The organism is Halobacillus alkaliphilus (assembly GCF_900113125.1).
GTDB classification, from domain to species: Bacteria; Bacillota; Bacilli; order Bacillales; family Halobacillaceae; genus Halobacillus; species Halobacillus alkaliphilus.
Map to the genome: position 1 here is coordinate 112,873 of NZ_FOOG01000007.1, position 13,441 is coordinate 126,313.

The following is a 13,441-nucleotide window of genomic DNA, read 5'->3' on the forward strand; positions in this document are numbered from 1 at the left end:
AAAGCGAAATCGTCCCCCGCAGGACCTTCCGCTCAACAAATGTCTCGAAATCAAGTCTTAAACAAACAGGAACTTTTCTGCAAGATCTTTGTGGGATTTTACATCTCTTAATCAAAAAAAGAGCTCTTGTCTCAGTAGACAAGAGCTCTCTTTCAGAACACTTATTTCGTTGTGGCATGTTCTTTTTTGTAGAAGTCAAATTCCTTCGATGTGCAAAGCACCCAGTGTCCTGGACGTACTTCACGGAATTCCGGTTCTTCACTCGTATCATGATTATTTGGATTATACGTAAAACGTTCACGAGAACGTTCATAGTCAGGGTCAGGCAGCGGAATCGCTGACAATAACGATTGAGTATAAGGATGGATCGGGTGATTATACAGATCATCTGCATCGGCAACTTCCACCAATTTACCGAAATACATAACCCCAATTCGATCACTAATATATTTAACCATGGATAGATCGTGAGCGATGAATAAATACGTCAGTCCTTTTTCATGCTGAAGCTTTTTCAACAGGTTTACCACTTGAGCTTGAATGGATACGTCCAAAGCAGAAATCGGCTCATCCGCAATGATAAAGCTCGGATCTACAGCCAGCGCACGGGCAATTCCAATACGCTGACGCTGTCCGCCACTAAATTCGTGAGGATAGCGGTTCGCATGTTCCTTATTCAAACCAACCGTTTCTAAAAGTTCATGAACTTTTGCTTTACGCTCTTTGTCGTTATTAGCAAGACCGTGGATATCCATGCCTTCCGCAATAATATCCTCTACCTTCATACGAGGATTTAAAGAAGCATAAGGATCCTGGAAAATCATTTGCATTTCACGGTTAAACTTTTTCAGATCTTCACGATTTTTCTTGCCGTGAACATTTTCACCATTAAAGATAACTTCTCCATCTGTAGCATCATAAAGACGAATGATGGTACGTCCGGTTGTTGATTTTCCACAGCCGGACTCTCCAACAAGACCAAATGTTTCACCTTTAAAGATATCAAAGTTCAAGCCATCTACAGCTTTAACCACACTGTGGCGGCCAGTCTTGAAATGTTGTTTTAGGTTTTTAATCTCTACCAGCTTCTCTTGACTCATATGCGATCACCTTTCTCACTGCTTGAGGATGATTTAGCCATCCCCTCCATACGTTTCTTAATCGATGCAGGCGGCTCCATGTTGGGAGCATTCTCATGTAACAACCATGTAGCTGCATAATGAGTCTCAGAAACTTTGAACATTGGAGGCTCTTGCTCCAGGTCAATCTGCATCGCGTACTCATTACGGGGTGCAAACGCATCTCCTTTTGGAGGATCCAATAGATCCGGAGGCGAACCTGGAATGGCATATAATTCTTCATCAGCACTGTCTAGAGACGGCATGGAGCCGAGTAGTCCCCACGTATAAGGGTGTTTTGGATTGTAGAAAATATCATCTACTGTGCCAATTTCAACAATCTTCCCGGCATACATAACCGCTACACGGTCAGCCACGTTGGCTACTACTCCGAGATCGTGTGTAATGAAGATTGTAGCTGAATCCGTTTTCTTTTGAATATCCTTCATGAGTTCAAGGATTTGAGCCTGAATCGTTACGTCAAGAGCAGTGGTTGGCTCATCGGCGATCAAGAGTTTAGGATTACAAGCAAGTGCTATAGCGACAACGACACGCTGTCTCATTCCACCGGAAAACTGGTGAGGATATTGTTTTAATCGGCTTTCAGGATCAGGAATACCTACAAGCTCCAATAACTCAACAACACGCTTACGTGCCTGCGCGCGGTCCATTTTCTGGTGCTTGATCAACCCTTCCATGATCTGGTTTCCTACTTTCATCGTAGGGTTTAAGGATGTCATCGGATCCTGGAAAATCATGGCCATCTCCTTACCACGGATCTTCTGCATCTGCTTTTCACTCATCTTCGTTAAATCTCTGCCTTCAAAAAGGATCTCGCCTTCTTTAATTCGGCCAGGCGGTTTAGGTATCAGCTGCATCAGAGCTTTTGTTGTTACTGATTTACCAGAACCTGACTCACCTACAATAGCCAGAGTTTCTCCTTTTTTCAGATCGAAAGTAACCCCACGTACAGCTTTGACTTCACCGCCGTAGGTGTCAAAGGATACATGCATGTTATTTACTTCTAGTAGTTTTTCCATTGTTACACCTACCTCCTATTCACGCATCTTCGGATCAAATGCATCACGAAGACCGTCTGCTAAGACATTAAAGGCAATCATGATTAGTGAGATTACAATTGCCGGGAACAATAAAATATGCGGATAAATTTGTAAAGACTTAAATCCATCATCGATTAAGGTACCTAATGAGGCAATTGGAGTAGGAAGTCCTAGTCCGATAAAGCTTAAGAAAGCCTCGAAGAATATGGCACTTGGAATCGTAAACATGGTATTAATAACAATTAAGCCTGTAACGTTAGGCACTAAATGCTTTCTCAATATACGGTTGTCCGGAGCACCAAGGGTTCTTGATGCCAATACAAATTCCTGGTTTTTCAGCTTCAGGATTTGTCCTCTGACAATCCTGGCCATCGATATCCAGCCGGTTATCGTCAAGGCTATGGTGATGGATATTATTCCTGGTTCCAGAATCAGGATCATGAGAATTACAACGACCAGGTTCGGAATACCCATAAGAATTTCGATAATACGCTGCATGTAGTTATCGACACGGCCTCCGTAATAAGCAGAAATTCCTCCATAAGCTACACCAATTACCATATCAATGGCTGCAGCTAATAACGCAATGTACAAGGAAATACGAGTACCTTTCCAAGTACGTGTCCATAAGTCACGGCCCAGTCCGTCTGTTCCGAACCAGAATGACTGATCATTCATATCTTTTGCTGCATAGACATCATATACCGCTTTAACTTGTGCAGGTTCTCCATTGGAACCGTCACTAACTACGGATGTCTTAATAAATTCTTCATCATTATTAAATCGCATATTTGCATTTGATGTCGCTTCTTCTACTGTTTCACCTGACATCGTTGCGGACAAAGTTCCGTCCATTCCGAGCCAGCCCAGACCTTCAACTTTTGGAGGCATTTTAGCCCGGCCAAGGTCCTGATCGAATTCTCCGTATGAGTTCATATACGGACCAAAAATAGCCATAAGAATTAAGATAATCAATGTCGCAAGACCGATCATGGCACCTACGTTTTTACGCAGTCTCATAAAAGAGTCCTGCCAGAAAGAAAGACTCGGTCTGGCTATTTTTTCACCTTCATTTTCCTGTCGTTCTACGGGTACAAATAATTCTTTCGATGGTTTGTGATTATCCATAAGTTACTACTCTCCTTCAGCCAGTCGGATTCTAGGATCAATGACTCCATAAAGGAGATCAATGACAAGGATGATGAAAATGAAAAGGAACGCGATTAGTAACGTGGTACCCATGATAATCGGAAAGTCATTTGTGTTAATCGCTTTAACGAATTGTTCACCAATCCCAGGTACGGCGAAAATGTTCTCAATTACAAGCGTTCCCGTCACTAAACCGATTGCTAGCGGTCCGAGTACTGTAACTAATGGAATTAAAGCATTTCGCAGACCATGTTTGAAAACAACGCCGAACTTGTTAACACCTTTTGCACGGGCCGTTGTAATATAGTCAGAGCCTAACACCTCGAGCATCTCGGTTCTCATAAAACGGGCGGCAATGGCGAGCGGAAAGATCGCAAGGGCGATCGTTGGCATTACGGTGTGCTGCCACGTTCCCCATAACGCAACTGGGAACCAGCCTAATTTAACACCAACGTAGTATTGCAGAATTCCTGCAAATACGAATGAAGGTATGGATTTTCCGAGTACGGCTATGAATGTCGAACCATAATCCAAAAATCCATTATGATAAATTGCTGACACTAATCCTAGCAGCATCCCTAAAATGGTACCTACGATCATGGCTTGAACTCCTATTGTCATCGAAGGTCCAATACGCTCCATAATAATAGTGGTCACTTCCCTGTTATCAAACTGGAAAGATATGCCTAAGTCACCCTGTGTAAGGTTAACTATATAATTGAAATACTGTACGGGTACCGGGTCATCCAATCCGTACTTTTCTAACACTACCGCTTGTTGCTCTTCTGATAATTTATCTGCAGCACTTAGGGGAGTACCTGGTAAAAATTTCATCAGGAAGAACGTAAAGGTAGCGATCAAGAACATCGTTATAATCATGTATCCTAGTCTTTGAAGTATATAACGTGTCATATGAACACCTCCTGTGAATTTAAAACCTACTATTTTAATTTTTTGAATAGACAGAAAGTTGTCTATAATTAGAATACTTTCTTTACAGGGAAAAAGAGAGCATACGCCAACTGTTTGGACATATACTCTCTCCCTTATTAGCTAGCCTATATATGGTTTAGAATAGATTTGTCTATTATTTACCTTCAATATAAGCGTACTTGTAGATGTAGTCAGGTCCCATAGGGTTAGTAATGACACCTTTTACATATGGCTTAACTAGTTTAGCAGATGCACGCTGATAAAGTGGAGCAAGCACAGCGTCTTCTTGAATTAGTTTCTTCTCTGCTTCAAGGAATGTTTCAAAACGTTTAACTGGCTCTTGAGCAAGCTCGTTATTAGCTTTTTCAATCATTCCATCATACTCGTCACTAGCATAACCAGTGTGGTTGTTTCCACCATCGGTTACCCACATGTTTAAGAAAGTATTCGGGTCAATATAGTCAGGTCCCCATCCAGCATTCTGGATGTCATACTCCATGTTTTTGTCGCGGTCGATACGCTCTTTAAATGGAACGGCCTGGACGTTGACTGTCAAACCTTCAAGTTCTTCAAGCTGATCTTTAAGGTAAGCATCAAGGTTTTTAGCAACATCACTGTCGCCGCCAAGGTAGCCAATTTCAGCATCCTCAATACCTAGTTCCTGCTTAGCTTCAGACCAAAGTTTTTGAGCTTCTTCTTTATTAGTCTCTACAAGATCACCGTTAATTTCACGGAAGTCTTCTCCGCTTTCAGGGTGCTTAACGAAATCTTCAGGAATATCACCTACTGCAGGGAGAGATCCATTGTTCAGGATAACGTTAACCATGTCTTCACGGTTAATAATCATCTGCATAGCTTTACGAGCTTTAACGTTTCCTAGGATTTCGTTCTCCTGGTTGAACTTCAAGTAGAACAAAGTAGGTTCTTTTTTCAACTTGGAAGTCTTCATTAGAACGGTACTGGTCAACGAATTCAGCTGATAGAGCTGTACGGTCAATGTCACCGCTCTGGTAAAGGTTTACACCAGTAGAAGTTTCTTTAACAACACTTACATTAATTTTATCAAGTTTAACTGCTTCAGCATCCCAGTAATCTTCATTCTTCTCAAGAGTCCAGCCTTCGCCGTGGTTCCATTCAGTCATTGTGAAAGGACCGTTGGATGCTAGAGTTTCAGCTTCAAGAGCGAAGTCTTCGCCTTGCTCTTCAACGAATTTCTGATTCAATGGAAGGAACGTACCAAAAGTAGTTAATGATTCGAAATAAGGAATCGGTTTTTCAAGAGTAATTTCAAGCGTATAATCATCTACTGCTTTAACACCCAGTTCTTCTGGAGGTGTTTCGCCATCAGCGATAGCAGTTGCATTTTTAATAACTCCGCCCATCATGTAAGGACCATATTCAGATCCTGTATCAGGGTTTACAGCGCGCTGCCAAGCGTAAACGAAGTCGTTCGCTGTAACAGGCTCACCGTTTGACCATGTTGCATCTTCACGCAGGTTAAATGTCCAAGTAAGGGCATCTTCACTTACTTCGTGGTCTTTCGCAATTGCTGGTTCTGGTTTTCCACCTTCACCCAGACGATAAAGCCCGTCCATTGTGGAACCAAGGAATTGGAAAGCTACTGCGTCTGTAGCAAGTGCTGGATCCATCGTTGGGATCTCTGCACTGTCTGTAATGTTAAGTACTTGTTCGCTATCTCCTGAAGATTGTTCTTCAGTATTCTCTGAATCCCCGCCGTTGTCAGAAGAACCTGAATCTCCTCCGGATTCATTTCCTCCTCCTGAACATGCAGCCAGGAACATGCTTAGTACTAATGCTAGTACTAGCAATAACCAATTTGTCTTTTTCATGTAGAAAAGACCTCCCCTAATTTTTCTAAAAGTATCGTGGCGCTTTGTCCACAATACGAATTATACAAGTTTTCTAACTATTTTGCATTACCTTTTTTTCCGAAAAATAGTAGGAAGCCCATCATTATTACTTTTCTGTAACATAAAACATGACTTTTTACCTAGTTTATTTTACAACATTTACGTGTCGAATTTGATAAATCATAAGCTATTTTGTATAAAAAAGAAGCATTCAGGTACACGAATCCCCATTTAATGCGGTTATACGTTAAAGTAATTGAATATACCATTCAATATTTCTTCAACCGTGAATTTTCTGTTTATTAATTCCATTTACAATTCCTTCATAGTTAAAGACGTGATATAATATGTACGAGTTTTGATGAAAGGTGTGACATTCGGTGAATGTGCTAAGAAATAAATGGATGGGGGTCGCAGGCAATATTCTGCTTGTCAGCTTGCTATTCGCCATATTGGCTCCTGTCTATGATTTATTCCATTTTATTAATCAGCTTTTCTATATTGCCTATTTCTATTTGTTCGTCGGAATACTTCTCTGGGTAATCCGTGGAGGGTTCTTCGATGCCATTACGTATAGTATGAGAAGATTTTATAACCGCGTTTCTAAACAACAGGATTATCTTGACGATTGGAAGCAGAAACCTCTACCTTCCCAGACCATTGAAAGTACGTGGCTGAAGTTCTTTCTTTTTCATGGCGGAATGTTAACAGCAGGTTTACTGGCTTTACTGGCGCTTTACTATAATCTATAGCTAGTTGCACATAAAAAAAATATCGTCTATAATATAAATCTTACAAAATAAAACTAAAGGCTATGAATAAGGAATAGTACTCGACACTGTAATCTTTTCAGAGAGACTGTGGATGCTGGGAACAGTCAGGATCAGTGGGAGGAAATGGGCCTTAGGAGCTTCTATCGACGCACGATCGGCGTTAACGATCATAAAGTTGACTTTTACGTTTAAAAGTAATCAGGGTGGCACCGCGGATCATTCGTCCCTTCCATATGGAAGAGATGAATGATCTTTTTTTATAATCAAAAACTAATGATGAGGTGAAAGTGATGAAAACCATTTTTTCAGGGATTCAGCCGAGTGGTACGTTAACACTTGGGAACTATTTAGGAGCGATGAAGCACTTCGTAGACTTGCAGCATGATCAGAAATGCTATTTCTGCATTGTAGATGAGCACGCGATTACTGTACCGCAGGACCGCTTAAAGCTCAGGGATAACATCCGTTCTCTTGCGGCTTTGTATTTAGCCTCAGGTATCGATACTGAGAAATCTACATTATTCATTCAGTCTGAGGTGCCTGCACATACGCAGCTTGGGTGGATGCTGCAATGTGTGAGTTATATAGGAGAACTTGAGAGGATGACCCAATTTAAAGACAAATCCGCTTCGGGCGGCAAGGAAGGCGTCACCTCGGGATTGCTGACTTACCCTCCTCTCATGGCTTCGGATATTCTTCTCTATCAAACAGACATCGTACCTGTGGGTGAAGATCAGAAGCAGCACCTTGAACTGACAAGGAATCTGGCACAGCGTTTTAATAATAAATACAATGATATCTTTACAGTGCCTGAAGTTCGCATTCCAAAAACCGGGGCGAGAATTATGTCTCTGCAGGAACCGACTAAAAAAATGAGCAAGTCGGACGAAAACCAGAAAGGCTATATTTCGATGCTCGATGATGAGAAAAAAATAATGAAAAAGGTAAAAAGTGCCGTTACGGACTCTGAAGGAATTGTGAAGTTCGATAAGGAAAATAAACCGGGAGTATCTAATTTGCTGACGATTTACTCGATTTGCTCCGGAATCGGTATTGAAGAACTTGAAGCTAAATATGAAGGAAAAGGATACGGAGTCTTCAAAGAGGACGTGGGAGCCGCTGTCGTCGAGACACTGAAACCGATCCAGGATCGGTATTATGAACTGATTGAATCTGAAGAACTGGATGATATTTTAGATAAAGGTGCCGAAGATGCTTCTTTTGTAGCCAATAAGATGCTGCGCAAAGCGAAGAAGGCCATGGGACTCGGCCGCGTGAGAAAGAAAAAATAACTGAAGATCCAGAAGAACAGCCAGAATTGAGTGAGATTACTCAATTCTGGCTGTTTATTTTGTCGGAGACGTGCTGGTTTTCTCCTTGCCAAATCGTTTCAAAGAAGGGCTGCCCTTTAACAAGTTTCTCACACAGCTCTTCATGTAAAGAAGTCCATCCCTTGCAAGTTCCTTCATATAAGAGGTCCCATGCCTCCTCATTCGTCAGCTGCTTCAAGTATGGATATTGGTCAGGATCCCATTCAGTAAGCCAATATCTGATTTCTTCTGGATGATCGGAATTTTTCAGTTGGTCCAGGGCCATCATAAGTAGTTGTTTTAGCTGCCTTTCTCTGCGTGTCAGTCCTGCCATTTTAGCAGGGTCGAGAGAAAGAATGTGGTGTTCTTTTAGTACACTTTCTTCTATTGAATAGGAAGCAGGCTTCTTGCCCTGAACCATTTCAAATACCAGACGTTCCTGTCTTGGAATTAATCGGCTTTTTTTAACAGGCAGGGTGTATCCAAGGGTGTCAAATACGATCACATCTTCCCCGTTTGTTACGACCGCAGCATATTCAACGGTTTGTCTCTCCTGATTCTTTTTCGTGTACGTCTTTCTATGGACGTCCTGCAGCAAGGGTAGCGGCAAATCCTGCAAATCATTTTCAATAAAGTTAAATAGTTCATTCGTTACAAGCAGGAGTGGAATTTGATCGACTAGTTCAATTCCGTCTTCCTTCCTCCACTCGTGGAAGCGACAGACATTGTATCCATTCTCTTCACCTTCAAACCAATTTACCCATAAGTCGTGCATGTATAGCATATCGGCCCCTCACTTTCATTCAGTGATCTCTTTAGGTTACATTATGACCAATAATGGCTATTTTATTCTTTAGATCCATTATTTACTAAACTAATCTTTCATAAATATAATGGCTGTCGTTATGAACAAAATCCCTAAGGGAAACAAGTAACATTCAAACCTGGACTGAATCAAAATGAGAAATTCCCACCAGCTGAGACCTGCTGGAATGAGGTTCAAATACGTAATCGTCACGGTTCCTCCAGCTACAGCAAAACCGAACCCCGTCAAAAATACGATCCACCACCACATGTGACAACCTCCCGGCCTGTCCTCCTGTTCTATAATATGAAGGTTGTCCCTCGGACATGCCCTTGTTTCGTACTTCCTTCTTCCTCTTTACTTCTTTGCCATTTAAAGGTAAATTAAGGGAAGATTGGAACCGTAACCGGAAAGGTTGATGTTGCTTGAGTGCCACTCGTTCAAAATGCTCTATCGATAAAAAAAGACGAAGATTAAAGGTGATGCTTGCCGTTTTATCGCTGTGTTTGCTTTTTACCGCTGGTTTCACCGCTTATGAATATTTAGCAGGGAAGCAGCAGGCTTTAAGCCAGCAAAGTCATTCTCCTATTAAACCTGATATAGACATTGAAGATGGTAAGAAAGAGACTTCTTTTCCTTTTCATGGAGAACCAGACCCCGAAGGTGCATTATCGCTACTCCTTTTAGGGACGGACCAGAGAAATGCAGAGACTGCACGAACAGATACAATTATGATTCTTCGCTACCACCCGGAAAGAAAGAGCTTGAAGCTTGCTTCCATTATGCGGGATACATATGTAAAGATTCCCGGGCACGGTTCAAACAAAATTAATGCAGCTTATGCGCTGGGAGGCCCGGAACTTCTCAGAAAGACCATAGCACAAAATTTCGATATTCCATTGGAGCATTATGCAATGGTGGATTTCAGCGGTTTCAGCCATATCATTGATACGATCGCTCCTGGGGGACTCGAGGTTTCGATAAAGAAGGATTTGAATTATCAATCAGAAGGTGGAGACACCGTTATTGACTTGAATAAAGGTGTTCAGAAGCTGGATGGAGAGGAACTTCTCGCTTATTCACGTTTTAGAAGTGACAGCGAGGGTGACTTCGGCCGTGTAGAACGCCAGCAGGAAGTTCTTTCCTTACTGAAAGAACAGCTTCTTTCCATTGAAAGTCTTTGGAAAGTGCCGCGGCTGCTTGGCTCTATACAACCTTACGTGGATACAGATGCAGGAAACGGTATGTATATGGAAGCGGCCAAGGATTACTTCCTTCATCCCCCCGAGAAGCTGAAAACGATCCGGATCCCAACCAATGAAAATGTATGGAATGAACGAAAGCCGTACCCAACAGGTCTTGTCTTAAATCACGACCAGGACCAAACCCGTGAGGACTTAAAGAAGTTCTTATATGAACAAGAAGAATAGTTACAAAAAAAAGTCCCCGATGCCGAGCTTAGCATTGGGGACTTCCTCTATATTAATCATTGTATTTCTGGAAAATCAACGTAGCGTTGTGACCGCCAAAGCCTAGAGAGTTACTCATAACCGCATTAATCTCCTGTTTTCTCGCTTCATTCGGCACATAATCCAAATCACACTCCGGATCCGGAGTTTCATAGTTGATCGTTGGAGGCAGAATTCCTTCATTAATTGCTTTTAATGAAATGACAGACTCAACTGCCCCTGCCGCTCCAAGCAAATGTCCGGTCATGGATTTCGTAGACGAGATCGCCAGTTTATTCGCATGATCCTTAAACACGGTCTTAGCAGCGAACGTTTCAAACTTATCGTTCAATTCTGTAGATGTTCCGTGAGCATTCAAATAATCGATCGCTTCCGGCTCCACTCCTGCATCTTGCAGAGCCTGCTTCATCGCACGTGAAGCTCCGTCTCCTTCTGGAGCTGGTGATGTAATATGATAAGCGTCACCTGTTGAGCCATATCCGGTTAGTTCACCGTAAATCTTAGCTCCACGCTGTTTCGCCGATTCCAGAGATTCAAGAATCAGAATACCTGCCCCTTCTCCCATGACAAAACCATCACGGTCCTTATCAAACGGACGGCTTGCTGTATTAGGGTCTTCGTTCAGAGAAAGCGCTCGTGCGGACGCAAAGCCAGCAAAGGACATTTTGTTCATTGGCGCTTCGGTTCCGCCTGCAATCATGACGTCAGCGTCACCTCTTTGGATGACTTTGAAAGCATCACCAATTGAGTTTGCTCCGGAAGAGCAGGCCGTTACGGTACAGGAATTAATCCCTTTGGCACCAAGCGAAATGGAAACCTGACCGGCTGCCATATCCGGAATCATCATCGGGATGAAGAACGGACTCACGCGGCGGTAGCCTTTCTTCTGAAAAGTTTCGAATTGGGATTCGTATGTTCCCATTCCGCCAATTCCTGAGCCAATCCATACACCGGTGCGATTGGCAATTTCATCTGTAATTTTCAAGCCTGCATCCTCTACGGCCATATGAGAAGCAACCATAGCATATTGAACAAATGGATCCATACGGCGAGCATCTTTACGGTCAATATAGCTGGAAGGATCAAAGTCTTTTAATTCAGCAGCGACGCTGACCGGATAATCATCTTTGTTCACTTTCGTTATTTCGCCGACACCAGATCGGCCGCTTTTAATACTGCTCCACATTTCTTCTACTGAATTACCTACAGGAGTGACTGCTCCCATACCGGTAATGACGACACGTCGTTTATCCATAAATGTATTCCTCCTCGGTTACTTACCCCATCGGAGAGCTACGGCGCCCCAGGTGAGTCCGCCACCAAATCCGACAAGTACTACTAAATCGTTATCTTTTATTTTACCTGCTTTTACTTCTTCTGACAAAGCCATTGGGATTGATGCAGAAGATGTATTTCCGTATCGTTTCACAGAAGTAGCCATCTTATCCTCTGAAATACCCAGGCGTTCGCGTGCAGCTTCCATAATTCTTATATTAGCCTGATGCGGGATTAAATAATCTACATCTTCTTCTTTGAGGCCAATTTTCTTGACCACGTTCACAGAAGACTCAGGCATTTGTCTTACTGCAAATTTAAACACTTCTCTACCGTTCATGAACAAGGTTTCATCCTGGTACAAGTGTGGTCCGCCGCTTCCATCAGATCCGAGTTCAAAGGACATAATCCCTTTATCGTCACTGACCGGTCCGATAACCGCTGCGCCTGCTCCGTCTCCGAATAGGACGCATGTGTTTCGGTCTTCCCAGTTCGTGATCTTGGATAATTTCTCAACACCTACAACCAGAACATTCTTATAACCGCCGCTTTCAATGAATTGCTTAGCTGTAATAACACCGTACATAAATCCTGCACAGGCTGCGCTTAGATCCATTGCCGCTACTTTTCTAGCTCCAAGCTGCTCTTGCAACATGGTAGCTACAGAAGGGAAAGGCTGGTCAGGCGTAACGGTTGCGACCAGAATCATATCAAGCTCTTGCGCGTCCATGTCGGCATCCTCTAAAGCACTTCTCGCTGCGTTTACAGCCATATGAGAAGTGTCTTCCCCGTCTGCCGCGATACGGCGTTCTTCTATTCCAGTTCGGGACCGGATCCATTCATCACTTGTATCCACCATTTTCTCTAAATCTTGGTTGGTAAGGACTTTTTCTGGAGCGTAGTGACCTACACCCAATATACCTGCGTTCATATATTCATCCCCTTAAAGGTAAAGTCTGATTTCTTATATCAATTCTTATGACTTGGTACTAATTTTAATTCATCTCTTTGGTTTCTGCAAGTAGAAGCTTTTCCAATAATAGGGACGCCCACAAAGAGGAAACCCCGCTTACATACAGTACGTATAAGGGGGTGAATGTCATGGCCAATAAACCTCAATCTCCATTCGATCATTTCTGGCAAGGTCCTAATAATCGTAAACAAGCGGAAGAACCAGAAGAAGAAAAAAAAGAAGAACAGCCATCGGCCGACTGGGGAACAATGTGGGAAGAAGTTAATAAAACATGGAAATCGATCTATCCGATGATAAAGCCTATGATTAATAAATTTAAAAAGTAGCGGCATTGCTTCATTTTTTTCTTACCATCCAGCCGATTGCTGAATCGAGTAGGAGGAGGTGACTAACCTCCGTCCTCTCACACCACCGTACGTACGGTTCCGTATACGGCGGTTTCATAAAATTCAACGTGCATTCAATGATTTCAAACCCATACGTTGCCAATAATGGTCATTGAGTGTGCGATGGAGAATTGGGCTACTGGCTATACGCCAGTAGCCTTTTCTTGTATTTCCCCATTCGAAGGCTTTCGCCTTTGTCACTCCCAATGCTATTAAATTATTCACTTTTGTCTTAGGCAATTTCCATTCTTTCCATCGAATCATCCGGAGCCTTCTCCTCAACCATTCCATCATTCTTTTGAAGATCGATGGCGTTTC

The 13,441-nt window shown here is 42.6% G+C and carries 12 protein-coding genes, 2 pseudogenes and 1 other annotated feature; of the genes and pseudogenes, 4 read left to right on the forward strand and 10 right to left on the reverse strand.

From position 1 onward, the window contains the following. Positions 1–161 precede the first annotated feature (161 nt). The 5 genes and pseudogenes from BMZ06_RS06460 to BMZ06_RS06480 all read right to left on the reverse strand — a co-directional run bounded on the left by BMZ06_RS06460 (position 162) and on the right by BMZ06_RS06480 (position 6,111). Positions 162–1,100: an ABC transporter ATP-binding protein gene (locus BMZ06_RS06460; protein WP_089751244.1), complete on the reverse strand. Its 939-nt coding sequence runs from the start codon at positions 1,098–1,100 to the stop codon at positions 162–164. Then, positions 1,097–2,158, reverse strand: coding sequence for an ABC transporter ATP-binding protein (locus tag BMZ06_RS06465; RefSeq protein WP_089751245.1), 1,062 nt, complete (start codon positions 2,156–2,158; stop codon positions 1,097–1,099). The genes BMZ06_RS06460 and BMZ06_RS06465 overlap by 4 nt, the downstream gene beginning before the upstream one ends. Positions 2,159–2,173: 15 nt before the next feature. Next, on the reverse strand, positions 2,174–3,307 hold the full coding sequence (gene opp3C, locus BMZ06_RS06470; protein ID WP_089751246.1) for an oligopeptide ABC transporter permease: 1,134 nt from the start codon (positions 3,305–3,307) through the stop codon (positions 2,174–2,176). Positions 3,308–3,313: 6 nt separating this feature from the next. Continuing rightward, a complete protein-coding gene (opp3b, locus tag BMZ06_RS06475; protein WP_014642554.1) occupies positions 3,314–4,240 on the reverse strand; it encodes an oligopeptide ABC transporter permease in 927 nt (308 codons plus the stop codon). A gap of 175 nt (positions 4,241–4,415) precedes the next feature. After that, positions 4,416–6,111, reverse strand: a pseudogene (locus BMZ06_RS06480) (peptide ABC transporter substrate-binding protein). Between the two features lie 401 nt (positions 6,112–6,512). On the opposite strand from BMZ06_RS06480, the gene BMZ06_RS06485 reads away from it, so the two are divergent. Beyond that, the gene (locus BMZ06_RS06485; RefSeq protein ID WP_089751247.1) at positions 6,513–6,884 is read left to right on the forward strand and encodes a DUF3899 domain-containing protein; all 372 of its coding nucleotides are present in this window, start codon (positions 6,513–6,515) and stop codon (positions 6,882–6,884) included. 53 nt (positions 6,885–6,937) lie between these two features. Continuing rightward, positions 6,938–7,136, forward strand: a binding site (T-box leader). Between the two features lie 59 nt (positions 7,137–7,195). Beyond that, on the forward strand, positions 7,196–8,197 hold the full coding sequence (gene trpS / locus BMZ06_RS06490) for a tryptophan--tRNA ligase (protein ID WP_089751248.1): 1,002 nt from the start codon (positions 7,196–7,198) through the stop codon (positions 8,195–8,197). Between the two features lie 40 nt (positions 8,198–8,237). Here trpS and BMZ06_RS06495 read toward each other — a convergent pair whose 3' ends face one another. Then, positions 8,238–8,999, reverse strand: a complete 762-nt coding sequence (locus BMZ06_RS06495; RefSeq protein ID WP_089751249.1) for a YjbA family protein — start codon at positions 8,997–8,999, stop codon at positions 8,238–8,240. 90 nt (positions 9,000–9,089) lie between these two features. Beyond that, on the reverse strand, positions 9,090–9,290 hold the full coding sequence (locus BMZ06_RS06500; RefSeq protein ID WP_089751250.1) for a YuzI family membrane protein: 201 nt from the start codon (positions 9,288–9,290) through the stop codon (positions 9,090–9,092). A 155-nt stretch (positions 9,291–9,445) separates the two neighbouring features. Between BMZ06_RS06500 and BMZ06_RS06505 the strand changes: the two genes are divergently transcribed. After that, positions 9,446–10,450 (forward strand): LCP family glycopolymer transferase, encoded by a 1,005-nt coding sequence (locus BMZ06_RS06505; RefSeq protein WP_245755962.1) that lies wholly within the window; start codon positions 9,446–9,448, stop codon positions 10,448–10,450. A gap of 52 nt (positions 10,451–10,502) precedes the next feature. Here BMZ06_RS06505 and fabF read toward each other — a convergent pair whose 3' ends face one another. Together fabF and BMZ06_RS06515 are read right to left on the reverse strand one after the other, a co-directional pair. Further along, complete coding sequence (gene fabF, locus BMZ06_RS06510; protein ID WP_089751251.1) at positions 10,503–11,744, reverse strand: beta-ketoacyl-ACP synthase II; 1,242 nt, start codon at positions 11,742–11,744, stop codon at positions 10,503–10,505. 18 nt (positions 11,745–11,762) lie between these two features. Further along, positions 11,763–12,695, reverse strand: a complete 933-nt coding sequence (locus BMZ06_RS06515) for a beta-ketoacyl-ACP synthase III (RefSeq protein WP_089751252.1) — start codon at positions 12,693–12,695, stop codon at positions 11,763–11,765. Between the two features lie 170 nt (positions 12,696–12,865). Between BMZ06_RS06515 and BMZ06_RS06520 the strand changes: the two genes are divergently transcribed. Continuing rightward, a complete protein-coding gene (locus tag BMZ06_RS06520; protein WP_089751253.1) occupies positions 12,866–13,063 on the forward strand; it encodes a hypothetical protein in 198 nt (65 codons plus the stop codon). Between the two features lie 123 nt (positions 13,064–13,186). On the opposite strand, the pseudogene BMZ06_RS06525 reads toward BMZ06_RS06520, so the two are convergent. Then, positions 13,187–13,441 (reverse strand): annotated as a pseudogene (locus tag BMZ06_RS06525) (hypothetical protein); the annotation flags it as partial.